The sequence below is a fragment of the Streptacidiphilus fuscans genome (assembly GCF_015690355.1).
Lineage (GTDB): Bacteria > Actinomycetota > Actinomycetes > Streptomycetales > Streptomycetaceae > Streptacidiphilus > Streptacidiphilus fuscans.
This window is the reverse complement of the sequence record NZ_JADPRT010000005.1, coordinates 426548-451238: the sequence shown is the minus strand read 5'-3', so window position 1 is coordinate 451238 and position 24691 is coordinate 426548. Positions and strand designations below refer to the sequence as shown.

Annotated in this window: 21 protein-coding genes; 10 read left to right on the top strand and 11 right to left on the bottom strand. The window is 71.7% G+C overall.

Going from position 1 to position 24691, the window contains the following annotated elements:
- Positions 1–16: 16 nt before the first annotated feature.
- The gene (locus I2501_RS15315) at positions 17–1549 is read right to left on the bottom strand and encodes a right-handed parallel beta-helix repeat-containing protein (RefSeq protein WP_328806380.1); all 1533 of its coding nucleotides are present in this window, start codon (positions 1547–1549) and stop codon (positions 17–19) included.
- 215 nt (positions 1550–1764) lie between these two features.
- Here I2501_RS15315 and I2501_RS15310 point away from each other — a divergent pair, with 215 nt between their 5' ends.
- Positions 1765–2892, top strand: coding sequence for a substrate-binding domain-containing protein (locus I2501_RS15310; RefSeq protein ID WP_196194529.1), 1128 nt, complete (start codon positions 1765–1767; stop codon positions 2890–2892).
- A 26-nt stretch (positions 2893–2918) separates the two neighbouring features.
- Here I2501_RS15310 and I2501_RS15305 read toward each other — a convergent pair whose 3' ends face one another.
- Positions 2919–3767 carry an SAM-dependent methyltransferase gene (locus I2501_RS15305; RefSeq protein ID WP_196194528.1) on the bottom strand — a complete coding sequence of 283 codons (849 nt, stop codon included), beginning with the start codon at positions 3765–3767 and terminating at the stop codon, positions 2919–2921.
- A 171-nt stretch (positions 3768–3938) separates the two neighbouring features.
- Between I2501_RS15305 and I2501_RS15300 the strand changes: the two genes are divergently transcribed.
- Positions 3939–4604: a nitroreductase gene (locus I2501_RS15300; RefSeq protein ID WP_196194527.1), complete on the top strand. Its 666-nt coding sequence runs from the start codon at positions 3939–3941 to the stop codon at positions 4602–4604.
- A 31-nt stretch (positions 4605–4635) separates the two neighbouring features.
- Here the strand turns inward: I2501_RS15300 and I2501_RS15295 are convergent, their stop codons facing one another.
- Entirely contained in the window at positions 4636–6012 is a 1377-nt protein-coding gene (locus tag I2501_RS15295; protein WP_196194526.1) for a glycoside hydrolase family 125 protein, read from the bottom strand.
- Positions 6013–6161: 149 nt separating this feature from the next.
- Between I2501_RS15295 and I2501_RS15290 the strand changes: the two genes are divergently transcribed.
- From I2501_RS15290 to I2501_RS15275, 4 genes are all read left to right on the top strand, one after another.
- Positions 6162–7187, top strand: coding sequence for a carbohydrate ABC transporter permease (locus I2501_RS15290; protein WP_328806379.1), 1026 nt, complete (start codon positions 6162–6164; stop codon positions 7185–7187).
- A complete protein-coding gene (locus tag I2501_RS15285) occupies positions 7171–8112 on the top strand; it encodes a carbohydrate ABC transporter permease (RefSeq protein WP_196194525.1) in 942 nt (313 codons plus the stop codon). The genes I2501_RS15290 and I2501_RS15285 overlap by 17 nt, the downstream gene beginning before the upstream one ends.
- A 31-nt stretch (positions 8113–8143) precedes the next feature.
- A complete protein-coding gene (locus I2501_RS15280; protein WP_196194524.1) occupies positions 8144–9478 on the top strand; it encodes an extracellular solute-binding protein in 1335 nt (444 codons plus the stop codon).
- A gap of 182 nt (positions 9479–9660) precedes the next feature.
- Entirely contained in the window at positions 9661–10671 is a 1011-nt protein-coding gene (locus I2501_RS15275; protein WP_196194523.1) for a LacI family DNA-binding transcriptional regulator, read from the top strand.
- A 29-nt stretch (positions 10672–10700) separates the two neighbouring features.
- On the opposite strand, the gene I2501_RS15270 is transcribed toward I2501_RS15275, so the two are convergent.
- From I2501_RS15270 to I2501_RS15250, 5 genes are all read right to left on the bottom strand, one after another.
- Positions 10701–11879, bottom strand: coding sequence for a glycoside hydrolase family 76 protein (locus I2501_RS15270; RefSeq protein ID WP_236046349.1), 1179 nt, complete (start codon positions 11877–11879; stop codon positions 10701–10703).
- A 180-nt stretch (positions 11880–12059) separates the two neighbouring features.
- Complete coding sequence (locus I2501_RS15265; RefSeq protein ID WP_328806378.1) at positions 12060–12944, bottom strand: polysaccharide deacetylase family protein; 885 nt, start codon at positions 12942–12944, stop codon at positions 12060–12062.
- Between the two features lie 106 nt (positions 12945–13050).
- Positions 13051–13797: an ABC transporter permease gene (locus I2501_RS15260; protein ID WP_196194521.1), complete on the bottom strand. Its 747-nt coding sequence runs from the start codon at positions 13795–13797 to the stop codon at positions 13051–13053.
- Entirely contained in the window at positions 13794–15290 is a 1497-nt protein-coding gene (locus I2501_RS15255; RefSeq protein ID WP_196194520.1) for a DUF1349 domain-containing protein, read from the bottom strand. The genes I2501_RS15260 and I2501_RS15255 overlap by 4 nt, the downstream gene beginning before the upstream one ends.
- Positions 15287–16237 (bottom strand): ATP-binding cassette domain-containing protein, encoded by a 951-nt coding sequence (locus I2501_RS15250; RefSeq protein ID WP_196194519.1) that lies wholly within the window; start codon positions 16235–16237, stop codon positions 15287–15289. The genes I2501_RS15255 and I2501_RS15250 overlap by 4 nt, the downstream gene beginning before the upstream one ends.
- A gap of 183 nt (positions 16238–16420) precedes the next feature.
- On the opposite strand from I2501_RS15250, the gene I2501_RS15245 reads away from it, so the two are divergent.
- Positions 16421–17620 carry a sensor histidine kinase gene (locus I2501_RS15245; RefSeq protein WP_328806377.1) on the top strand — a complete coding sequence of 400 codons (1200 nt, stop codon included), beginning with the start codon at positions 16421–16423 and terminating at the stop codon, positions 17618–17620.
- The gene (locus I2501_RS15240; protein ID WP_196194518.1) at positions 17617–18309 is read left to right on the top strand and encodes a response regulator transcription factor; all 693 of its coding nucleotides are present in this window, start codon (positions 17617–17619) and stop codon (positions 18307–18309) included. Before I2501_RS15245 ends, I2501_RS15240 begins: the two co-directional genes overlap by 4 nt.
- A gap of 5 nt (positions 18310–18314) precedes the next feature.
- Here the strand turns inward: I2501_RS15240 and I2501_RS15235 are convergent, their stop codons facing one another.
- The gene (locus I2501_RS15235; protein WP_196194517.1) at positions 18315–20732 is read right to left on the bottom strand and encodes a helix-turn-helix domain-containing protein; all 2418 of its coding nucleotides are present in this window, start codon (positions 20730–20732) and stop codon (positions 18315–18317) included.
- Between the two features lie 51 nt (positions 20733–20783).
- Entirely contained in the window at positions 20784–21338 is a 555-nt protein-coding gene (locus I2501_RS15230; protein WP_196194516.1) for a GlcG/HbpS family heme-binding protein, read from the bottom strand.
- 237 nt (positions 21339–21575) lie between these two features.
- On the opposite strand from I2501_RS15230, the gene I2501_RS15225 reads away from it, so the two are divergent.
- Positions 21576–22877, top strand: a complete 1302-nt coding sequence (locus tag I2501_RS15225; protein ID WP_196194515.1) for a sensor histidine kinase — start codon at positions 21576–21578, stop codon at positions 22875–22877.
- The gene (locus I2501_RS15220) at positions 22874–23497 is read left to right on the top strand and encodes a response regulator (RefSeq protein WP_196194514.1); all 624 of its coding nucleotides are present in this window, start codon (positions 22874–22876) and stop codon (positions 23495–23497) included. The genes I2501_RS15225 and I2501_RS15220 overlap by 4 nt, the downstream gene beginning before the upstream one ends.
- A gap of 59 nt (positions 23498–23556) precedes the next feature.
- On the opposite strand, the gene I2501_RS15215 is transcribed toward I2501_RS15220, so the two are convergent.
- A complete protein-coding gene (locus I2501_RS15215; RefSeq protein WP_215909630.1) occupies positions 23557–24684 on the bottom strand; it encodes a 3D domain-containing protein in 1128 nt (375 codons plus the stop codon).
- Positions 24685–24691 lie beyond the last annotated feature (7 nt).

Sequence of the window (24691 nt, the reverse complement as noted above, 5' to 3'; positions counted from 1 at the left end):
CCGGGTGGCAATACTTTCAACAGCCGGACACGCCAGGACCGTTGTAGGCACCGCGGTCGGGCTTGGCGGTGGCGGAGACGGGGTTGCCGAAGAAGTCCCGGCCGCCGTTGTTCGCCACGGGCGCGCCGTTGGCCAACCCCGGCGCGGACGCGCAGAGTCGGAAGCCGGTGGCGGCGGCCGGGGTGAGCGCGACGGTGCCCGGGTCGACGAACTTCGGGTCGGCGGCGATGCCGTTGGCGGTCGGGCGCGGGACGCCCTGGAAGACGTTCCACAGGTAGCTGGTCCCGCTCCCGGTGGGCAGACTGGAGCTGGACTCGCCGACGAAGACGTTGTTCTCGATCGTGCTGTTCGTCGGCCACTGCACGCTGAACGCCGTGTCCGGGCAGTAGACGTCGTTGTCGTAGAAGGAGAGCGTCGCGGCGTTGCCGCTGCTGATGCTGCGGCAGTCGTCCTGGAAGATGTTGTCGCGGACCACCTCGGCGGGAGCGCCGGAGGTGCCGCAGCCGTCGCAGTTGAGGAAGAACCCGCCCGCGTTGTGGTAGGTCAGGTTGTACTGCACGGTGCAGGTCCCGGTGTTGCCCCAGTCGCAGTCGAAGGCCTCACTGTCGTAGGCGGACATGATCGTCCCGGTGACGACGTTGCTTTGGATGGTCGGGTCGTGGTCGCCCAGCACCCACATCCCGGCGAAGTTGCCGCCGGTCCACGGGTAGGTCCCGGTGCCCAGGCCGGTCGCGGTGTTGTCCTGGATGACGGGGGAGTCGGCGTACTCGACGACGATGCCGTCGCCGCCGTCGTCGGAGACGGTGTTGTCCTCGACGAGGACGTTCGACCCCTGGTCGGTCAGCGCGCCGGTGCGGACCTTGATGCCGCCGCCTCCGACGTTGCTCACCTGGTTGTCGGTCACCAGCACGTCGTCGAGGGTCGAGCCGGTGTTGCTGGCGCCGAACTCGATGCCCGCGGAGTAGACGAACGCGGTGCTCTGGGTGGCCTTGTTCGTCTCGCCCGCGACGCCGTCGACGACCAGGTTCTGGACGGTGTAGCCGGTGTGCGCGGTGCCGTCGGTCGACTGGATCAGCAGGCCGGTGCGCTGGGCCTCGGTCGCCGCGTTGTCGGTGAGGTCGAGGTTCTCGACCGTCCAGTGGTCCTGGTTGGTGAGCGTGACGGCCGAGGCCGCGCCCGCGCCGTCGATCACGGGCAGCGCGCCGTTGCCGTAGTCCGTGATCGTGACGGGCGCGGAGGCGCTGCCACTGCCCTGGGGCGACAGCGTGCCGGTGCAGGTCGTCCCGTCGGCGAAGGCGAGGGTGTCGCCCGCGGCGAAGACGATGGCGTTGACGTCGGCGAGGGAGTTGTACGGGGACGCCTGGGTGCCGTTGCCGTCGACGGGTTGGGAGCAGTCGACGTAGGTGGTGGTTCCTTGGGCGCCGGCCTGGGCGTTTGCCTGGGCGCGGGCCTGCGTGGGGGCGACCGTGCCAAGTCCGGCCAGGCCGAGGGCGGTTGCGAGAAGGAAGCCGAGCGTTCTGGTGCGGTGGGAGCGTCGTGCACGTGACACCTGATCACCTCGTGACGTCGTCGGTTCGCGGCACGGAGAGCTTTGAGCGAATCTGATCGAGTGTCAAGAGATTCGATGAATAACAATCAGAAACGAAGCCAAGCACGCAGAAACGTAAGCAGTTGGGGTTTTCGCCTCTCGGCCCGACTGCTAGATTCCGCACCACGCGGACTCGGGTCGGGGTTCACCACCGCGTGGAGCTCTGAGGGGGGCCGGTGCTCGCAGCGCAGCGACAAGCCGAGATCCTCGCCGCCGTCCGCAGGCGCGGCGTGGCGAAGGTGGCGGATCTGGCCGAGGCCCTGGGCGCCTCCGAGGTCACCATCCGCCGGGACATCGAGACCCTGGCCGCCGAGGGCCGGGTGCGCCGCGTGCACGGAGGCGCTGTGCTCCCGGAGGGAGCGAGCCGGGAGCTGCCGGAGGAGCTCGCCCCCGCGATCGCGCAGGACGAGGCCGCCGGTCCGGTGGTCGGGATGCTGGTGCCCAAGTCCGCGTACTACTTCACCGGCATCGTCGAGGGCGTGCGCGCCGAACTCGCGCGTGTGGGAGGACGGTTGCTGCTGGCCGTGTCCGAGTACAGCGCGGATCGCGAGGCTGACCTGGTCCACGGCCTGCTCGACGCGGGCGCCGCTGGCCTGCTGCTGGCCCCGGCCTCGGCCGACCCGGACGGTGGCATCGTCACCGACTGGGCCACCTCCCTGCCCGTCCCCACGGTGCTGGTCGAACGCCGGGCGGGAGGCGCGGCAGCCGCGTCGACGTCCTGGGTGCGCTCGGCCCACGAAGACGGCGCGGCGGCCGCCGTCCGCCACCTGCACGCCCTCGGGCACGAACGCATCGCGCTCTTCGTGCGCGGCGACACGCCGACCGCCTTCGCGGTACGCCGCGGCTGGCAGGACGCGCACACCGAACTGGGCCTGCCCACGGCGATGCCCCCGATCGCGGGCGCGGACGTGCCGGGCTGGCCGCAGTGGACCCCGGAGTCGGCCCGCGCCCTGGCCGCCGACCTGACGGCCAACGGCGTCACCGCCCTGCTCTGCCACTCCGACGAGGACGCGCTCGCGCTGCTGCAGAGCGGCCTGGCCGACGCTTTCCCGATCCCGGGCAAGCTCTCGCTTGTCGCCTACGACGACGAGTTCTCCGAGTTCACCGTCCCACCGCTGACGGCGGTCTCGCCCGCGAAGCGCCGCGTCGGCCAACTCGCCGTCCGCACACTGCTGGAAGCGCTGGGCGCGCTGAGCCCGCAGGGTGCGCTGGGCGCGCTGGGCGACGCGTCGTCGATGCCGGTCGTGCACATCGACGTCCAGCCGCGCCTGGTCCTGCGCGACTCGTGTTCCGCCCCGCTGTGACGTGCTCTGGCGAGCGGCGACAAGAGTTACGGCTTGCGGGCGATCGCGCCGTGCATCTGGACGTGCTCGTCCGGGAGGGCGGCGGAGGTCTCGTCCGGGTGCCAGCGGTGGACCAGTTGGACGCCGGGGTCGAGGACCTCGAGGCCGGCGGAGGTGAGCAGGGCCGCGACCTCGGCGCGGGTGCGGGCGCGTTCCGGGATGCCGCGTGCGGCGTAGACGGCGAGGCCCTCCTCGACCTCCTTCGGGTTGCTGTCCGCCGTGACGGTCGACAGCGCCAGGAGGCTGCCGGAGGCGAGCGGGGCGACCAGGTTGCGGATGATCGCGCGGGCGGCGTCCTCGGAGGTGACGAACTGGAGGATGGCGAAGAGGCTGACCGCCACCGGCCGGGTCAGGTCCAGGATCTGGTGCAGCTGCGGGGACGCGAGGATCGCCTCCGTGTCGTGCAGGTCCGCGTCGATGTAGCTGATCCGGCCCTCGCGGGTGCCGGTGAGCAGCGCTCGGGCGTGCACGAGCACGAGCGGGTCGTTGTCCACGTACACGATCCGCGCGTCCGGATGCACGGCCTGGGCGACCTGGTGGACGTTCGGCTCGGTCGGCAGGCCGGTGCCCAGGTCAAGGAACTGGCGGATGTCGTGCTCGGTGGCCAGCTGGTGGATGACGCGCCGCATGAACTGCCGGTTGGCGCGCATGGAGACGGGCAGGCTGGGCCAGACGCGTGCGATCTCGACCGCCGCCTCCCGGTCGGCGGGGAAGTTGTCCTTGCCGCCGAGGAAGAAGTCGTAGATGCGCGCGGAGTGCGGCACCTCCGGACGCAGCGAAGGCGCGGGCGCGGTCTCCGTCGCGGCCGCCCACATCCAGTCCTGACTGTCCGTCATCGTGCCACAACTCCCGATCCGCTGGTCCGCCGCTGGTCCGCCGCTGAGTCGATCATGCCCGTCGTCGCCTGCATGCTACGCCTGTGCGAGGGCGGGGCCCGTCGTGGCTCGGCGCCGACCGCTGCATACGGTTGGGTCGAGGGCTGCGGTCGAGTGAGAGGACGCGAGGACGTGGATGTGTACGAGGCCGTGGACAGCCGCCGGGCCGTGCGGGCGTTCAGCGACGAGCCGGTGCCCAAGGAGGTTCTCGAACGCGTGCTGACCGCGGCGACGCGGGCCCCGTCCAGCGGGAACCTCCAGCCGTGGCATGTGTACGTCGTGACCGGAGAGCCCCTGGCCGAACTGAAGAGGCGCGCAACCGCCAGGGCGCTGGCGGGAGATCCGGGTGACGAGCGGGAGTATCCGATGTATCCGGACGAACTGCCTTCGCCGTATCTGGACCGCTTCTCCGCCGCGGCGGCTCAGCGGTACCAAGCGCTGGGGATCGAGCGTGACGACCCCGACCGGCCCCGGAAGATCGCGGCCCTGAACTCGGAGGCGTTCGGCGCGCCGGTCGTCCTGTTCTGCTATCTCGACCGGACGATGGGGCCGGGTCAGTGGGCTGACGCGGGGATGTACCTGCAGACGGTCATGCTGCTGCTGAGGGCGGAAGGGCTGCACAGCTGCCCCCAGGTGATGTGGACCATGTACCGCAGGACCGTCAGCCGGACGGTCGGGGCCGATGACGATCGCGTGCTGGTCTGCGGCATCTCCGTGGGGTTCGAGCAGGAGGGCGTGCCGAGGCTCCGCACCGGGCGGGCGGAAATGACGGAGACGGTGAGCTTCGTCGGAGCGTGACCGCCCGCAGCGAGCCGGTGCCGGTGCCCGTTCAGGACCCGGCGTGGGGGAGGGCGCGGGGATGGGTGGGGAACAGGTGGCGCACGCCGCCGCTGCCGGACACCTCCATCGCCAGCTCGGAGAAGGCCGCGTTGGCCCAGCCGAACCAGGGCCTGGTGAACCGGGACGGGTCGTTCACATGGAAGCTCTCGTGCATCAGACCGGTGCCCGCCGTCGTCCTGGCCAGCGTCTCCAGCGCCGCGACCGCGTCCTGCCCGCTGCCGGTCAGCCCGGCCGTCGCGAGAGCGAGGGGCCAGACATGGCGCTTGGCGGTGTGCGGGCTGCCAATGCCGGACGCGTGACTGCCGCTGTAGTACCAGGGGTTGGCGTCGGAGAGGACCAGCGCGCGGGTAGCCAGGTAGAGCGGGTCCGCGGTGGTGCACCAGCCGCTCAGCGGCAGGCTCAGCAGGCTGGGTAGGTTGGCGTCGTCGCCGAGCAGCGCCGCACCGAGGCCGTCGACCTCGTAGGCGAGCACGCGGGAGCCCGCGTGCTCGACGACCGCGTGGGCCAGCAGCCCGCCGTCGATCTCGGCGGCCAGAGCCAGGGCCTCCTCGGCCAGTTCGGTGTCGGCCAGCACCTTCGTGGCGAGTTCGGCGAGGCCGTGCAGGCTGGTTGAGGCGAGGGCGTTCGCCGAGGTGAGGTAGCCGTGGGCGCAGCGGTCGTCGCTGGGACGGAAGCCGGACCAGGTCAGGCCGGTGCGGGCCACGGCGTCTCCGCGCCCGCGCCGGGCGAGGCTGTCGCCGCGGAAGGGGCCGCGCGGCCGGACGAAGGTGTAGGGGGAGTTCTCGTGGGCCTGCTCGGTGCGCCACAACCGGACGATGGTCCACGCGGCCTGACGGAACGTCGAGTCAACGGTGTGGTCGACCAGGTGGTCCACCCGTCCGGTCGCCCGCCACAGGGCGTAGGCCAGTTGCAGCGGCGCGCTGAGTGAGTCGAGCTCGTACTTGCGCTCCCACACCCACGGGCCGGGGGTGGGGCGGTCGTGCCGCTCGCCGTGCGCGGAGTCGGCCGATGCGTTGAAGGCGTTGGCGTAGGGGTCCAGCTGCACGTAGCGAGACTGCCGCCGGGACACCGCCGCCAGGACGTCGGCGACCCCCGGGTCCGCTGCGGCGACCGCCAGATAGGGGCGCATCTGGGCGGTGCTGTCGCGCAGCCACATCGCCGGGATGTCCCCGGTCCGCACGAAGACCTCGGGGGGCTCGCCCGGCGCGGTGGCGGCCCACGACATCGCGGTGGTCCAGGAGTTGGTGAGGCAGGCGGCGACGATCCCGGCGGCCGGAGTGCCGCCCAACCGCGTCGCGAGCTCCCGACCGAGCTCGTCCAGTGACTCCGGTGCTGCCCACGGCTCTCTCGCCGGAAACGTTACCATCGCGACCCTTGACTCCCTCCAGGCCTTGCGTCACGGTGAGGTCACCGAGCAGCTTTGGAAACGTTACCGCAACACTCTTCGGAACATCCATAAGCGTCCCTCAAGTCGACTTCGTCGCAGGGGTTTTACCCGGGGTCGGGACAGGAGCAGTGAACGAGTTGACGATCTCCCCGCCCCCGGAGGCAGCGGCGCCGCCTCCCACGGACTCCGCCGCTCCCGACCGCGCCCACGGGTGGCGCCGCCTGCGTGGCGTCCTGCGTGCGCGCTCCCGCCGCCGGGCGAGCTCCGACGCGGCCGCCGCGTACGCGTTCCTGGCGCCCGCGATCATCGGCTTCGCCGTCTTCGTGGTCTACCCGCTGATCCGCTCCGGCTACTTCGCGCTGACCCGCTACAACGGCCTGACGCCACCTCAGTTCGTCGGCCTCGGCAACTTCCGCCGGTTGTTCTCGACCGACCCGTCGTTCTGGCCCTCGGTGCGCGCCACCGTCGAACTGGTCGTCCTCTACGTGCCGTTCTCGCTGGTGCTGGGCCTGGCCCTCGCGGTCTTCTGCAACCAGCGGCTGCGCGGGGTCCGACTGGTGCGCACCCTGTGCTACCTGCCGGTGGTGCTCCCGGTGGTGGCCACCATCACGCTGTGGAAGTTCGTCTTCGATCCCCAGGTCGGTCTGGCCAACGAGGTACTGAAGTGGCTGCACCTGCCCACCAGCATGTGGCTGTCCAGCTCCTCGATGGCGCTGCCCTCGATCGTCATCGTGATGCTCTGGGGCGTCGGCTCCACGATGATCATCTTTCTGGCCGCGCTTCAGGCCGTGCCCACCGAACTCTACGAGGCGGCCCGGATCGACGGGGCAGGCAGCGTGGCCGTGTTCTTCCGGATCACGCTGCCGCTGATCAGGCCGATCATGGTGCTGCAACTGGTGCTGCAGCTGACGACCGCGTTGCAGACCTTCAACCAGCCGAAGATCCTCTCCGACGGCGGCAACGGAGGACCCGGCTTCAGCACCGACACGCTGATGCTGTCGATCTACAACCACGCCTTCCCCAACCTGGGCGGCCTGCCGCAACTCGGCTACGCCTCGGCCCAGGTGTGGGTGCTCTTCCTGGTCATCGTCGTGCTGGTCGCCGCCTCCGCCCGCTTCTCCTCCGTCTGGACCTACCATGACCAGCGTTCCTGAGGCCGCGCCCGTGCTCGGGACCACGGCACCGTCCCGTCCGCGCCGATCCCGTCCGCGCCGGTTCCGTACGCGCCGATCCCGCCTCGGTCGCTGGCTGCCCACCACCTCGTGGTACGTCGTCGCGCTGCTGGTCTGCTCGGTGATGATCATGCCGATCCTGTGGATGGTCACCATCGCGCTCAAGGGGAACACGGCCCTGTTCGAGGTGCCGCCGAAACTGCTGCCGTCCCAGTACCACGTCGAGAACTTCGTCAACGGCCCGGCCGCGATCCACTTTCCGCGGCTGCTGCTGAACTCGGTGATCATCACCGGCCTCTCGGTGGTCGGCGGGGTGCTCACCTCGATGATGGCGGGCTACGCGCTGTCCCGACTCCGGTTCCGGGGACGGAAGTTGTGGTTCTACCTGTTCGTCGGCTCGATGCTGCTGCCGCCCGTCGTCGGGATCATCCCGCTGTTCCAGCTCTTCAAGGACATCGGCTGGTACGACACCTGGCTGCCGCTGATCGTCCCGGCCTGGCTCGGCGGCAACCCGCTCTTCATCTTCCTGGCCCGCCAGTACTTCCTGGCCATCCCGTACTCCATCGACGAGGCCGCCAAGATGGACGGGGCCGGGCACTTCCGGATCTTCACCCGCATCATGCTGCCGATGACCCGGCCGGCCTGGATCACCATGGCCATCCTCGCCTTCCAGATGTCGTGGAACGACTTCCTCAACCCGCTGATCTACCTCTACTCCTCGGACAAGTGGCCGCTGAGCGTGGGCATGGCGTCCTTCGTCTCCGGTTTCGCCGGTCAGACGCCCGACTGGAACCTCTACATGGCCACCAACCTGCTCTACATGCTTCCCCCGCTGGCCGTGTTCTTCGTCGCACAGCGCTACTTCATCCAGGGCCTCGGCGCCCTGGGCGGCGTCAGTCAGCGCTGATCCACCCCAACCACCCACTGGGAGCCGACACATGAAGAAGTCCACGTATCTGGGCGCAGCCGCACTCACGGCCGCCGCGCTGCTCACCGCCACCGGGTGCGGCAGCGGTTCGGGATCCGGAACGGCCAAAGGGCCGGTCACCGTCACCATCATGACCTGGGAGACCGCCCAGACGAACGCGCTGATCGACCAGGCGCTGGCCGGGTTCCACGACCCGAACATCACCGTCAAACGGCTGGACACGCCGAGCGGCAACTTCGGCGACAAGCTCTCCTCGCTGACCCAGGCCAGGAAGCTGCCGGACCTGTTCTGGTGCGGCAACGACACCGAGCAGCAGTACAGCAGCGAGGGGCTGCTCACCGACTGGTCCTCACGGCTGTCCGGCGGTGGCAGCGGCAGCGGAAACGGCAGTGGCAGTGGCTTCGGGGCCGGGAGTTTCGTCCCCTCGGCCATGCAGAACTGGAAGACCGCGGACGGCAAGATCGGCGGCCTGCCCTCGCTGATGAACACCTACGGCGTCTGGTACGACGTCGACGCCTTCAAGGCCGCCGGTCTGCCGCTGCCCGCGTCCGGCTGGACCTGGGACCAGATGTTCCACGACGCCACCGCGCTCGCGCACCGCAACGGCGCGAGCTACGGCATGGTGGCCGACAACATGACCTCCACCGACGGACCGTTCACCATGAGCACCTACTCGGTCTCGGCCGGCGGCGCGCCGTTCACCGACTCCGTCAACAAGCCCACCAAGGTGACGGCGGACGCCAGTTACGTCGCCGGGGTGGGCAAGCTCGCCGCCGCGATCCAGTCCGGGGCCGTCGCACCTCCCGGATACGATCCGAGCAACACCCAGTCTGCCTTCGCGGCGGGTTCGCTGCCCATGCTCTTCGGCGGTCAGTGGCTCGCGGCGGGCTTCCTCACCGACAAGCCGAAGATCGACTACGGTTTCGCGCCGATACCGCAGCAGAACACCCCGGCGACGCTCTACGACGCCGTCGGCATCTGCACCCCCAGCTACACCCAGAACGCCGACGCGACGTTCAAGGTGCTGCAGTACCTCGAATCCACCGTGTGGAACAAGGTGCTGCCCTCGTCCCCCGTCGCGCCGCCCGCCTACCTCCCCGCGCAGAGCGCCTACTTCGGCGCGCTCGACAGCGCGAAGCTCACCAGTGTCGCCGCCACGGTGAAGACCGAGCTGACCGACAGCACCACCGTGGGCGTCCGCTTCACCACCCAGTGGGCGAGCCAGGCGACGGACCTGATCACCGCCTACTGGCCGGACATCCTTTCGGGCAAGAAGCCGCTCTCCGACCTGCAGACGATGACCAGCAAGATCAACGACGTGATCAACAGCAACAGCAACGGCTAGGACCCGGCCCGGTGAGGCCTGGCGAGGCGTGATGAGGCCTGGCGAGGTCGGGCCCGGACGCCGGTCGTAATCTGGGACGCCGGGGCAGGGAGCGCCCTGTCCCGGCCCCGCTCGTCGAGAGAAGGTGTCATCCACAGGTGAGCAGCCGCGTACCGCCTCCGCCGCCCGCCAGCAGGCCGACGATGCGTGACGTCGCAGAGCGCGCCGGGGTCGGCCTGGGCACGGTCTCGCGCGTGCTCAACGGTTCCGGCGCGGTGCGCGAGGAGACCGCCGGCCGGGTGCTGGCCGCGATCGAGGCCATCGGCTTCCAGCGCAACGAGATCGCCCGCTCACTGCGCCCGGGGCAGCACTCGCACACCTTCGGGCTGCTGCTGGGGGACCTGACCAACCCGTTCTACGCCTCGCTGGCCAAGGCCGCGGTCGAGGTCGCCGGGCGCGAGGGCTACGCCGTGCTGCTGAGCACGGCGGATGAGGACCCGCAGGTGGAGCGGCGCGCCATCGCCAATCTGATCGGCCGTCGGGTGGCAGGCCTGATCGTCGTCCCCGACCAGGGCGACCACTCGTACCTGGACCACCTCAACGCCCACGACCGGGTGCCGCTGGTCTTCGTCGACCGCCCGGCCACTGGGACCGACGCCGACGTGGTGCTGCTCGACAACGAGGGCGGCGCGCGCCGTGCCACCGAGCACCTGATCGAGCAGGGCCACCGGCGGATCGCGATCCTGGTCGCGCCGTCCTACTACACCACCGGACGGCGGCTGCGCGGCTACCGCAGGGCGCTGCGCGAGGCCGGGCTCCCCGTCGACGAGCGGCTGATCGTCACGCTCAACCGCGGGTCCGCGGCCGACGCCGCCAGTGCCACGCGCGACCTGCTGGCCTCGGCGGAGCCGCCGACGGCCGTCTTCGCGACGACCAGCTTTCTGACCGAGGGCGTGCTGAGGGCCACCCAGCAACTGCGCGAGCGGCTCGGCCTGGTGGGCTTCGACGACTTCCGGTTCGCGGATCTGATGCAGACGCCGGTCACGGTGGTGGCCGCGGACACCGAGGAGCTCGGGCGGCATGCGGCCCGGCTGCTGCTGGACCGCATCCACGGCGAGAGCGGTCCGCCGCGCCGGACCGTGCTGCCGGTCCACCTGATCGTCCGCGGCAGCGGAGAGGTCAGGCAGGGACGCAGCCGCACGGCCAGGCACTGACGGTCAGTCAAACACCCTGGAGCGTTGGCTCAGTACAGTGCCGACCAGTCCGAGCGGTGCATCGCGAGAGCCGCGTAGATCTGCACGAAGGCGGACTGCTGGAGCAGTTGGGTGGTGCCCGACGAGTCGAGCTGCACCAGGCCGGTGGCCGGGTCGCGCTGCGTGGACCACACCTGGTCGGCGTAGGCGGCCATGGCCTGGTCGTACCGGTCCTCGCCGGTCACCGACTCCAGCAGCAGCAGGTTCTTGAACATGATCGAGTTGAAGTAGATCGGCTGACCGGCCAGCCGCCCCCCGGTCACGTAGTAGGTGTACGTGGCGTCGGCGATCCGCTGGGCCTCACGCAGGTACGAGGGGTCGCCGGTGACCTGGTAGAGCAGGACGTTGACGCCGACCGGGACGCCCTGGTTGTAGGACCACATGGTGGGGTCGACGGTGCCCGTCAGGTCCATGTGGTCCCAGTAGAGCCCGCTGGGGCTCTGCAGGTACGTGTTGGTCCACTGGTACATCCGCAGCGCCCACTGCAGGTACTCGGCCTTGTGCGTGATCTGGTAGAGCCGCAGCCCGAGTTCCGCGGCGGGCATGGTCGAGACGGTGTTCCGGTCGTGGCTCCACGACGCCTGGGTCCAGAAGACGCCGCCGGGGTCGGCGTGCGTCGGGTCGGTGTCCCAGCCCGACTCGACCAGGGTGAAGATCTGCTCGGCTCGGGCGAGTGACGCGGGGTCACCGCTGGTGAGGTAGGACTGGACCTTCTCCAGACCGACCCAGTCGTTGTCGTCGTAGAAGAAGTCGCCGCCCCCGCCGTAGGGCGCCACCGGGTAGGAGGCGTAGCCGGGCAGGCCCGTGGTGCCGCCGGACGGCTTCCAGTAGTGCTCCTGCGCCGCCGCGCGCTGGGCGAGCGCCGATCTGTAGCGCGGATCGACCGTGGCCAGGTCCAGGGTCGCGACGTGGGCCTGGGAGAACGACCACTCGTAGGAGTACGCGTTGTCGGTGGACTGCACCGGGTACTGCTCGTGGTACAGGCCCGAGCCGTCGTCGACGGCCAGGTACGTGTTCAGGGCCTGGTAGGCGGAAGCGGCACGGGACTTGGCGTCGCCCCGGTTGTCGGGGTGCGGGGTGGCCGCAGGGGTGGCCGCGGCGGCGGTGCCGGCCGTCGCCAGGACGATCACGGCGGAGACGAGAGCCAGCCGAAGAGGTGCGAAGCGCAAGAGGACTCCTCTGTCCAGAACGCCCGGAAGGACGCAACTGAGATACGCAAGCCTGGAAACGTTCCCACCGACCATGGGCATCGTCAACGCTTCCAACAGGGTTTGCTTCCAACGGAGTCGTACCGGCGCACCCACCGACTGGGCCGAGCCCGCCCAGCGGTGGACCGCGCGTGCGTGCCGTCAGACGTAGTCGGTGACGTCGGCGACGGTGAAGCCCTGGGCCTGGATGTGCCGGTACAGGTTGGCCATCATCTGGACCATGGTCTCGCCCTTGAGCTGGGCCGGGCCGCGGAAGTGACAGAGGATGATGTCGCCGGGGCGCAGCCGGTGGTCGGCGGTCTGGTACTGCATGTCGTGGATCTCCATCGACTCCTTCCACAGCATCATGCCGCGCAGGCCCGCCTGCCTGGCCGCCGCGACGGTGGCGGAGTCGTAGTTGCCGCCCGGCGGCCGGAACAGGTACGGCGCCACGCCGTACTCCTTGCGCAGCTTCTCCTGCTGCCCGGCGATCTCCGCCAACTGCCGCTCGGCGGACAGACGCGGCATGTCCAGGGGGTGGGTGAGCGTGTGGTTCTGGATCGAGACGAAGCCCGTCGCGTGCAGTTCGGCGAAGTACTTGTAGTCGTCCATGATGAGCGTGTCGGCGAGGCTGACGGTCAGCGGGACCTGGAAGTCCTTGACCATCTGGATGAACGCCGGGTCCTTCTCCAGGCCGTCGTCGATGGTGACGAAGACGACCTTCTCCGTGATCGGCACCCGGGAGAAGACCTGCGGGTGGGCGAGGCTGAGTGTGATCGGTTTGACGGCTGGCGGCGGGGGCGCCGGCGCGAACGGCTTGAGCCCCGGATAGCGACGGGCGATCAGCTCCGCGTCCACGGAGCTGCCGGTGGCGAGGGACGGGCTCGCGGACGGTGCGGTGGACGCGCTCGCGGCGTCGCTCGACGGCGACGCGGAGCTGCCGCCGCACGCGGTGGCGAACGAGCCCAGGGCGGCCAGGCTGACCGCGCCGCCGAGCAGGCGGCGCCGGGTCAAGGACGAGGGGGAGGAGAGAGGTGAAACCGTCACGGGTCTGAGCATGTCAGGACTCGTAAGGGCCGATCAACTCGCCCCCGCGCCGTCGGGTGACGCACGTCGCGGCCCGCGTCAGGCGCACGGGCCACGACCTTGCGTCTCAGGCGTCCCGGCGTCGCAGGAGCGCACCGCCGAGGAGCAGGGCGACGCCCGCCCAGAGGGCGAGCACGCCCAAGCCCGTCCACGGACCGATCGGCAGCCGGTCGAGACCGGTTGTTGCCTGCACGGCCAGTCCGGCGGGCATCGGGCCGATGCGAGCCAACTGCCGTTGCAGCCAGGGGTCGGTCACGACATGGGTGAGCAGAGGGAAGAGGTACAGCAGCGCCAGCACCGTGCCCGACGCCACCCCGCCGTCGCGGACCGCGAAGCTTATGCCCAGTGTCAGCAGCGTGACCAGGACCAGGTAGAGGACCGACCCGGCGGCAGCCCGCAGCGACGGCCCGTCGGTGAAGAGGGGCGCGCCCGTGAGCAGCAGGTGGCCGAGAAGCAGCGACCCCAGGACCGCGACGCCGCCCACCGCCGCGACGGTCGCGCTCAGCACTGCCGCCTTCGCCGCCAGAACCGTGCCCCGCGTGGGAACCCCGGACAGCGTCAGCTGGATCATCCCGCTGCCGTACTCGCCGCTCACGCTCAGCACGGCCACGATCACGGCGACGGCCTGACCGGCCGTCACCCCGCTGAGCGCGAGCCGCGCGGGGTCGGCGACGCTCCGGGCGCCGTCGCAGGTCGCCGCCCCGACGGCCACCGTGACGACGACCAGGCCCAGCAGCAGCCACAGGAAGCCCGTCTCGGTCCGCAGCTTGGTCCACTCCGCGCGGCAGGCGCGCCCCAGCACGACGGCGTTCATCCGTCCCTCCGGCGCAGCACGAACGCCGCGGCGGCGAGGGCGGCGAGCGCCCACCCCGCGAGGACGGCCAATCCGGCCCAGGGCGGCAGCGGGAAGTAGCCGTTCGAGGGGGTGTAGACGGAGAGCACCTGCGCGAAGCGCGGCAGCGTCTGCTGGATCGCGAAGCCCGCCGCCGGGGTGAGGCGCAGCAGCCACTGGGCCGCTCCGGTCGGCAGCATTCCACCGAGTGCCAGCAGGTACGGCAGGACGGTCACGGCGACAAGAGCCGTGGTCGCCGTGGCACTTCGGCGCAGCAGCACCCCGAGCGAGAGCGCCAGTACCGCAGCCGCGGCGAGCAGCAGACCGGTCCCGAGCACGGCCCGCAGCTGTTCCGCCGTCGGGACCGTGAGGACCGCGAAGTGGACGGCGTGAGCGCGTGCTTCGCCCAGCGGCAGGCTCAGCGCCGCCGCACCCGCGCCGACGACGAAGGCGACCGCCGCGACCAGCACGGCTTTCGCCCCCAGCGCTCGGCCCCGCTTCGGGGTGGCGGCCAGAGTCAGCCCGAGCAGCCCGCGCCGGTACTCGGCGGCCGCGAACTGCGCGGCGACCACGGCGAGCACGATCAGGCCGACGAAGGTGCCGACCAGGAACGTCTCCACGGTGAACGCCGGTCCGCCGGCCGGTCCGCCGACGACCGGTGCGATGTCGCCCGCGCCAGTGATGCTGAAGCCGTCGCCGACCGCCCGGTAGCCCCCGGCGGTTCCTGGCACGTAGCTGCCGGAGGCGCCCGCGTCCTGGCCGACCTGTGCGTAGGCCCAAGTGCCCTGCCAGCCCGCTCCACTGAGCGCGGGCCGGCCGAAGGTGCCGGTCGCCGTCGCGGGGGAGCTGCCGCCGCCTCCGCTCGTCTGCACGGCGGCGGGGGCGGTCACGAACAGGCCCGCCTGGACCGTGCCGCCCGAGACCGACGCGGTGCCGATCTCGGTCCAGCGCGTCCCGTCCGCCGACGCGTAGCCGGTCACGGTCGTCCCGGCCCTGACCAGCCGCAACCACTGCGGCGCGGCCGGGGAGGTTCGTCCCGTCAGGTCGGAGGCGCGGTCGTGGACGTAGTCGTCCTGCATCCGGACGCCGTGCGCGCCGGTCGCCATGACCGCCGCGTACGGGGACCCCGGCGTGAGGCTCGACGTCACGATGATGCCGGCCTTGGCCCACGGCGTGACGCCGGGCGAGGTGCGGCCCGGAGGACCGGCGGGATCGCTGAGGACGCCGGTCAACGCGGTGACCTGCACGGTGAGCGTGCCGTCGCCGGTCAGTGCGCGGTGGACGAAGGAGTAGCTGTCGTCGACCGCCTCGCCGCCCGGCCCGACCGGGAGTGCGGCGGCGCCTCCCTGGTGCTGGTTCGACGAGACCGTGCCGATCAGCACGAACAGCACCGTGGCCAGCGCCGCGCCGACGCAGGCCAGCACCCAGCCGCGCAGGGTGCGGAACTTGGTCCATTCCGCGTGCAGGGTCCTCATCGCCCAGCCTCCCTGGTCTCCTGGTCTTCCTGGCCGAGCGAAGCGCGGAACTGTGCGGCGTCCCGGGTGAGTTCCAGGTAGGCCTCCTCCAACGTGACGCGGTGCGAGGACAGTTCGGCGAAGGGGACGCCGTTGCCGGTGAGTCGCGCCACGATCGCCTCACCCGTGAGACCGGTGACGGTGAGCGAGTCCGGTCCGGACGACCGCACCTCGGCCCCCGCGCGGGCGAGGACCTCCTCCGCCGCCGACGGGGCAGCAGTCCGCACGGTCACCCGTCCGGCGGCGACCCCGTCCAACAGCTCGCGCACGCCGGTGTCGGCGACGACGCGACCCCGGCCGACCACGACCAGATGGTCGGCGACACCCTCCAGCTCACTCATCAGGTGGCTGGACACCAGCACCGCGCGACCCGCTGCGGCCAGCGACGTGAGCAGCGCCCGGATCCACCGGATGCCCTCCGGGTCCAGGCCGTTGAAGGGCTCGTCCAGCATCAACGCGGGCGGGTCGCCGAGCAGCGCGGCCGCGATGCCGAGTCGCTGGCGCATCCCCAGCGAGAAGCCGCCCGCCCGGCGCCGCGCCGCGTCGGCCAGCCCGACCTGGCCGAGCACGTGATCCACCCGGCTCGGCGGCAGACCCTGCGTCTGGGCGAGCCAGAGCAGGTGGTTGCGCGCGGTGCGGCTGGGTTGCAGGGCCCCCGCGTCCAGCAACGAGCCGAGTCGGCGCAGCGGCTCCGCAAGGCTCCGGTACGGCTGCCCGCCGACCAGGGCGCGGCCCGCGTCGGGCCTGTCCAACCCCAGCACCACCCGCATCGTGGTGGACTTGCCCGCTCCGTTCGGCCCGACGAAGCCGGTCACCCGGCCCGGTCGCACCACGAAGCTCATCCCGTCCAGTGCCTGCGTCGCGCCGAAGCGTTTGCGCAGGCCCTCGACCTCGATCCCGCCGTCCATCGGTCACCCTCTCTCCGATTCGCCTGTCCGTGCTCGATGTCGCCCAGGCTGCTCCGAGGGGCATGACAGGGCCGGAACGCCCGCTGTCATGCCGCTGTTAGGTCGGCTCGCCTAGCCTGAGCAGGAGTCACCGTGAGCGAGACCTGTCGAGACGCGAGCGAGACGTGAGCGGGAGGAGCGCTGGTGAGGGACGAGACCGTGTCCGGACGCACGTCGCGACGCCGAAGCGTGCGTTGGCGGTTCACCTACCTGTACGCGGGGCTGTTCCTGGTCTCGGGAGTCGCGACGCTGGCCGTCGTCGCGGCGTTCGCGGGCGGTTCCGTGGACGTCGCGCCGCGCCCGGGCTCCGGTGGCGCGTTGCAGGGCGCGTCGGGTGCGGCGCTGGCGCGGATCGCTAGCTTGGAACACCAACTCGCGCAGGCGCAGGCCCGGCAGCACGAGCAGTTGCTGCTGGGTTCCGCGGTCGGGCTGTTGGCGACGGGCCTGCTGTCGTTGGTGCTGGGCTGGTACGCCGCCGGCCGGGTGCTGCGTCCGCTGCGCATGATGACCGCGACCACCCGCCGGATCTCCGCCGACAGCCTGCACGAGCGCCTCTCCGTCGACGGCCCGCACGACGAACTGCGCGACCTGGGCGACACCGTCGACGCGTTGCTCTCCCGCCTGGAGAACTCCTTCGCCGCGCAGCGCCGCTTCGTGGCCGACGCCTCGCACGAACTGCGTACCCCGCTGGCCACCATGCGCGCGGCAGTGGACGTCACGCTGGCCAAACCCGGCCCGCTGCCGGAGCAGACCCGCGTCCTGGCCGGTCGAGTGCGCGGCGAACTCGACCAGGTCGACCGTCTGTTGGAGGGGCTGCTGACGCTGGCGCGGGCTCAGCACGAGCTGCCCGAGCCGGAGTCCGTCCCGCTGGACGACCTTGTCGAACAGGCGCTGACCGCGCGGGGACTCTCCGTCGATCAGCTGGAGGCCGCGCCGGGCGCCTCGGCGCGCGGAAACCGGACCCTGCTGCGGCGGTTGGTGGAGAACCTGGTCGACAACGCCGTGATCCACAACGAGCCGGGCGGCTGGGTCCAGGTTGTCGTTCGTGACGACGGACCCGTGGTGACGCTCGTCGTGGAGAACGGAGGCTCCGTGCTGACGGATAGTCAGGTCACCGAGCTCACCCGTCCGTTCCACCGTGCCGGACCCGATCGGACGGGCGCGCGGGGTTCGGGGCTCGGCTTGGCGATCGTCGCGGCCGTCGCCGAGGCGCATGACGGCCGCCTGGAGCTCACGGCACGGGACGGCGGCGGCCTGCGCGTCGTGGTCACCCTGCCCGCCGCGATGGACAGAGCAGACGACAGAGCAGGCGACGGAGCAGACGTGGAAGCGGGTGCGGCATGAGGGTGCTCGTTGTGGAGGACGCCCGCGCGCTCGCGGAGATCGTCGCCGAGGGCCTGCGTGACCAGGGGATGGCCGTCGACATCGCCTACGACGGCCTGGAGGCGGCGGCCAAGCTGGACACCAACGGCTACGACGTGGTCGTCCTGGACCGGGACCTGCCGGGCCTGCACGGCGACACCCTCTGCCAGCTGATCACCGAGCGGGACGAGCGCCCGATGGTGCTGATGCTGACCGCCGCGGACTCCGCCGCCGACCGCGTCGGAGGATTGGGCCTGGGCGCGGACGACTACCTGGTCAAACCCTTCCACTTCCCTGAACTCGTGCTGCGGCTGCGGGGGTTGGCACGCCGCCGTCCCTACGCCAAGGCCCGGCTGCTGCGGGGCGCCGGTATCGAGCTGGACCCGGTTCGGCGCAGCGCCACCCGTGACGGGCACCGACTCGAACTCTCCGTCAAGGAGTTCGAGGTCCTGGCAGCGCTGCTACAGGCCAGCCCTGCGTTCCTGAGCGCGGAAGCCCTGCTCGAACAGGTCTGGGACGAGAACGCCGACCCCTTCACCAATACGGTCGCCGTCACCGTCGGCCGTCTTCGCCGCAAGCTCGGCAGTCCGCCGGTGATCACCACGGTGCCCTCGGTCGGCTACCGGATCGCGGACGGGCCGGACGGTTCAGGCGGTGCGGGCAGCCCGTGAGCCCGTCACGCGTCCAGGTCGTCGAAGCGGGCGCGGAGCTTGATGTGGATCCCCAGTTTGGTTGCGGCGATGCCGACTTCGTCGAGCAGCTTGATCGACTCCTCCCAGGCCGCGCGGGCCTCCGACGCCCGGTCCAGGTCGAGCAGGGCCTCGGCGAGGTACGCGTGGCTGACCGTGCAGCCCAGCCGGTCGCCGATCCGCAGCCGGATCGCCAGGGACTCCTGGAGGATGGGCAGGGCTTCGGGGACCCGGTTCTGGGCGTGCCGCAGACGTCCCACCGCAGCGAGGGCGAAGGCCTCGCCATAGGGCCAGTCCATGGTGCGGATCAGGCGCAGCGCCTCGTTCAGGTGGGCGTCGGCCTCATGGTGGTGGTCGGTGTCGCGGTACATGATGCCGAAGTTGAGCAGCGTCGTGGCCAACTGGTCGGCCGGGCCGACGACGGCGATCTCGCGCAGCGCGCGCTCGAACCAGTGCACGGCCTCGTCGAAGGCGTCCTGCCGACTGAGTGACCGGTCGTAGAGCGAGCGCGCGTAGTTCGCCGCCGCGGCAGCGGTGAGCCGGGGATCGCCCGCCTGCTCGGCGGCGTCGATGGCCGCGCGGGCGGCGGCGTAGGACTCCTCCGCGCGTTCCCAGGTCAGCAGGATGTAGCTGATGGCGACGAGCATCCGGGCGCTGCCTGCGGCGTCGCCGATGCGGCGGGCGCAGCGGAGGCCGATCTCGTGCATCGCGTGCAGGTCGAACAGCAGGCCCTGCTGGAGGTAGGCCTCGCGGGACTGCTCGACCAGGATCCACGCCTCGGGGCCGGGCAGGAACTCGTCGGCGCGCGTGGCGAGCGCGGAGAAAGAGGGAAGTTCGTCGAGAAGCCACTGCCACGCGGCGTCGCCGTCGCGGAACGAGAGGGCGAGCTCGCCCGGCGGTATCAGATCCAGGCCCCAGCGGACGTTGCGTGGAGCGAGCTGGTCCGACGCGGCGGAGGCGCTGTGGATGTACCAGTGCACCAGCCGGGCCAGCGCCGAGCGGCGGGCGTCGGCGGACTCCTCGGCCTCGGCGAGTTCGAGCGCGTAGGAGCGCAGCAGGTCGTGCAGCCGGTAGTAGCCCGGGGCCGCCGACTCGACGAGGTGGGCGTCGGCGAGTGCCTCCAGCAGGTCCTCGGCCCGTCGTACCGGCGCGCCGAGGAGGGCGGCCACCGCATGCGCGGAGAACCGGTTCCCGGGAAAGAGCCCGAGCAGGCGGAAAGCCAGCGCCGGGGAGAACGCGTCCGGCGGGGAGGTCGGCCGGATCCCGGCGAGGTTGCGATAACTGGCCTGGAACGCGCTGCGTACGGCCACGTCGCCCACCGCGAGTTCGTCCAGCCGGTGGCGCTCGTCGCTCAGCCGCTCGGCCAGCACCGCGGCCGTCCACGCGGCGCGACCGGCCAGCCGCGCGCCGGCGATCCGCAGCGCGAGCGGGAGACCCGCGCAGCAGCTCAACAGCCGGTCCACGGCTTCGGGTTCGGCGTCCGTCCGTTCTCTGCCGACCACCGCGCCGAGCAGTTGACGCGCCGCGTCGTCGTCGAGCGTGGTCAGGGCCAGATGCCGGGCGCCGAGCAGACCACCGAGCCGCGAGCGCGAGGTGACCAGCACCGCGCAGCCCGACGTGCCCGGGATCAACGGGCGGACCTGCGCGGCGTCGGCCGCGTTGTCCAGGACCAGCAGCATCCGCCGACCGGCCACCACCGTGCGGAACCGCGCGGCGCGCGCCTGCGGATCGGCAGGAAGCTCGGCCGCGCTCTCTCCGAGGTCCAGCAGCCACGCTCCCAGCACCTCGGCGGCGTCGCCCGGCGTCGGATCCGCGCCGCGCAGGTCCACGTACAGCTGGCCGTCGGGGAAGTGAGGTGCCGCCAGATGTGCCGCCTGGACGGCCAGCGCCGTCTTGCCGAGCCCGCCGCTGCCCGTGACGGCCACGGTGGACACCATGCCCGGCACGTCGTCGCCGTCGACCAGCAGGTCCACGATCCGCCGCAACTCGTCGTCGCGGCCGACCAGTCGGCCCTCGACAGCGGGCAACTGGGCCGGGCCGGTCGTCGGTTCCGACGTCCGTTCCGGTATCCGTTCCGGCGTCGGTTCCGGCGTCGGTTCCGATGGCCGCGACGCGGACGGGTCGGTCGGCGTCTCGCCGGACTTCGCCGCACGGGCGCCGCCGAGCGCCTCCAGCAGCTCGGCGACGTCCGCGCCCAGCGCCGTGCCCAGCACGCGGACCGCCTCCGGGGTGACCGGACGCTTGCCGTTGAGCCAGCGCTCCCACGAGGAGTGGCTGTAGTGCGTCAGCCGGCCCAACTGCTTGAACGTCAGTCCGTGTGCGTCCTTCAGGGCCCTGAGCGCGTCGACGATCCGGCTCTCGGCGGGGCTCAGCCCCTCGGGCAACGGGCCCCAGGTGTACGGCACGCCCCACACCTTAGAAGACCCACTGAGCCCCTGAGCCCGAAGGCTTGGGGATCAGCGACCGAGGGCCGCCGCGCCCGCCGCGGCGAAGGTCTCGTCCTGGTCGCCGCTGGGCGCACCCGCGACGCCGATGCCCGCGATCGGCGCGGACTTCGCGTCGACCGGAACGCCGCCCGCGAGGAAGAGCGTGCCGGGGATGTCCTTCAGCGTGGGCGTCTGGGCCAGGCGACCCGCGAGCACGGAGGTCGGCGCGTTCCAGGAGACGGCGGTGTACGCCTTCTCCTGAGCGGAGGTGTACGACTGCGGGCCCGCGCCGTCGCCGCGGAGGGTGAGGACGGTGTTGCCGTCCCGGTCGACGACGGCGACGGAGACGTGTTGACCGGCCTTGGTGGCGGCGCTGAGCGCGGCCTGCGCCGCCTTGAGCGCGGCGTCCTCGGTCAGGTGGGTGGTCTGCGTGGTCGTGGACGCCGGAGCGGAGACGGCGGCCGGGGCGGGGGAGTTCGCCGTGGCGGAGACCGCGCCGACCACGCCCGCGGTCAGCGCGGCCAGGGTGGCGGCGCCGGTCAGGACGGTGGCACGGCTGCGGCTGCGGCGAAGGGTGGGCTTCATGGGAGGTTCGCTCCGGTTCTCGGACGGGGCCCGCCGTTCGGGCCTCGGTGATTCCATCCTCGGGTCGCTGATCAGGCCTTTCGGTCGCCCGTCGAGGTCGTCCCGCGCGCCCGGACGGGGGACGCGAGGGTCGACCGATCGGCTGATGCGCGTCCCGCAGGGCGTGTGACGATGGAGAGTGACCGATGGTGACCAGGGAAGACGTCGAAGGCGACGGCAGTGGGAGAGGAACGCGTGATGACCGCAGCGGCCGTGCCGTCCGAGGCCGAGGCCAGCGCCGGAGCCAGGGCTGAGGCCGAGGACCGGACCGGTGCCGGGGACGCCGCAGCCGGGGCGGCATCCGACGTCGCGGCCTACGCCGAGGCCGACGCGGACGACCAGCGGCTCGCGCTCGTGATGCGGGTCGCGTTCTTCGTCCTCCTGCTGGCCTCCCTCGCCCGGTTCCTGGAGCGGCACCACGGCGACCCGCGCACCCCGTGGGTACTGGCAGCCGGTGCGCTGCTCGCCGTCCTCTACCTGCTGGGCGACGCGATGCGCGCGCGTCCGCGCGTCTGGCTCGGCTGCGTGGTCGCGGCCTGGCTGGCGCTGGCCCTGCTCGCGCCGAGCTGCTCGTGGTGCGCGGTGCCGCTGCTCTACTCCGCGCTGCGGATCCTGCCGGTGCGGCCCGCGATCGTGCTGATCGGGCTGCTGACCGGCTGCATCGTCGGCTCCGAGGTGCGGCTGTCGGGCTGGGACCCGAACGTGCTGCTCGCACCGCCAGCGATCGCGGCCCTGGCCGTCACCGTGCTGCTGCACTCGATGCGTCAGACCGACCGGCTGCGCGCCAGCATGACCGAGTTGGTCGCCACGCGCGGCGAACTGGCCGCCACCGAGCGCCGTGCCGGGATGCTGGCGGAGCGCCAGCGGCTTGCCGCCGAGATCCACGACACCCTGGCCCAGGGCCTGACCAGCCAGCAGTTGCTGCTCCAGGCCGCCGACCGCAGCTGGGAGCGCGATCCGGGCGCCGCTCGTGGCCATCTCGCCGCCGCGTCGGCCTCTACCGCCCGCTCGCTGGCGGAGGCGCGCCGCTTCGTCCACGACCTCGCTCCCGCCGACCTTGCCGAGACCGACAGCCTTCCCGACGCGCTGCGCGCCGTCGCCGAGCGCGAGGGCGCTCTGTTGCGCGAGGGAGCGCGTCTGCACGTCGACGGTGCGCCCGTCGATCTTCCGGAGCGCGTGCAGGGAGCACTGTTGCGGGTGGCCCAGGGCGCGCTGGCCAACATCCGCCGCCATGCGGAGGCGTCCACCGCGACGCTGACCCTGACCTACCTGGACGACCAGGTCATCCTGGACGTCTGGGACGACGGCCGGGGCTTTGACCCCGACATGCTCCCGGCACCCGGACCGGACGGCGGCCACGGCCTGCCCGCGATGCGGGCGCGGCTCGGCCAGTTGGGCGGACGGCTCTGCGTGGAGTCCGCGCCGGGAGCCGGCACGACCGTCACCGCGATCCTGCCGCTGGGCCCCGGCCCGGCCGCGTCCGAGGAGGTTGCCGCGTGATCCGCGTCCTGCTCTGCGACGACCACGCCGTGGTCCGCGCCGGACTGACCGCGCTGCTCGGCAGCGCGCCCGACATCGAGATCGTCGCCGAGGCCGCCACCGGCGAGGAGGCCCTGGCCGCCGCCGCGCACCACCGGCCGGACGTGGTCCTGATGGACCTTCAGCTCGGGGACGGCATCGACGGCGTGGAGACCACGCGCCGCCTCACCGCCGACCCCCACGGTCCCAGGGTGCTGGTGCTGACCACCTACGACACGGACGCCGACATCACCCGAGCGATCGACGCGGGCGCGACCGGCTACCTGCTCAAGGCCGAACGGCCCGACGAGCTGTTCACCGCCATCCAGGCGGCGGCGCAGGGCCGTTCGACGATGTCCCCACCCGTCGCCAGCCGCGTCATGGCCCGCATGCGCGCGCCGCAGCCTTCGCTGACCCCGCGCGAGCTCGACATCCTGGGCCAGCTCGCCAAGGGCCTGGGCAACCGCGAGATTGCCCAGCAGCTGTTCATCAGCGAGGCCACGGTCAAGACCCACCTCGGCCGCATCTACGCCAAGCTCGGCGTCGACACCCGCGCGGCGGCCGTCGCCACGGCGAAGGAGCAGCGGCTGCTGCGGTCGTAGCCGGCAGCAGCCGCTGTTCGCGTCTCACGTCTCGCGACTCGTGCTCGTGCCTCGTCGGGTCAGGAGCTGCAGGGTGTGTCGGCCTTCCACACCGCCCAGGAGGTGGGGGCTCCGGGGACGGCGTCGGTGGAGAGGTACGTGGCGGTGTAGTTCTCGCCGTTGTAGGAGACGGCGGCGCCGGTCTGGTACGTGGTGGACGCGTCCCACGCCGGGGAGCAGGTCGCCGCACCGCTCGACGTCGGCGAGGGCGTGGGCGTCGGTGACGTGCTGGCGGACGGCGATGCACTGGCCGACGGCGACGCGGAGGCGCTCACGGACGGGCTCACGGACGGGCTGGGTGTCGCCGAGGCCGAGGCCGAGGCCGATGCGGATGCGGATGCCGACGGGCTCGGTGAGCCGCCTCCGCTCGCGTACGGATCGGCGATCACCGTGACCGTCCGGTCCTGCACGCCCCAGTTGTTCGCCTGGTCGCCGGGCAGCCAGACGTCGACCGTGTCGTTCTGGATCCAGGTGCCGAGATCTGCGGCATAGCAGGTCCCGTATCCCGGAATCGTGAAATAGGTGCCCCACGGGATCACCCGTGGATCCGTTGCACAGACGCCCAGTTGGGCGTTGAGGCCGGACGCGGTCTGGCCGGTGTTGTCGTAGGACGTGACCATCATCGAGATCTGCGTCCCCACCGCCACGTCACCCGCACCCGGCGCGAGCGTCCCGTCCGCGCCGAGCCAGTACGGGACGGAGAGCTGGCCGAGCGAGGCGTCCGAGTTGCTGGTGTCGTACATCGCCACGACGTCGTAGTACGCGCCCTGACAGGGCGAGGTGTCGGTGACGGTCAGCGGACCGGTCTGGCCCCAGTAGCTGATGTAGCCGACGTCCACGCCGTCGCGCCACACCTTGTAGGCGACCGCGTTGGGCACCGGGTTGACGGTGATGGTGACCTGACCGTTCGTCAGCGTCCCGCTGATCGTGGGCGCGGCCGGTCGCGAGGAGAAGTCGACGGCGGACGCGGTCTGCAGCGGTGGCACCCAGGGGGTGACGGTGCGCGGCGGCGGCGTGATCCCGGAGGCCCAGAACGGGCACGCGGGCAGCGAACTCGCCGCGTCGGCACGCGCGACGGACGCGTCAGCGCTGGCGGGCGGCCCGAGCAGCAGCGAGGAGAGCGCGACGACGACGGCCGCCGCGGCCATCGCGGCG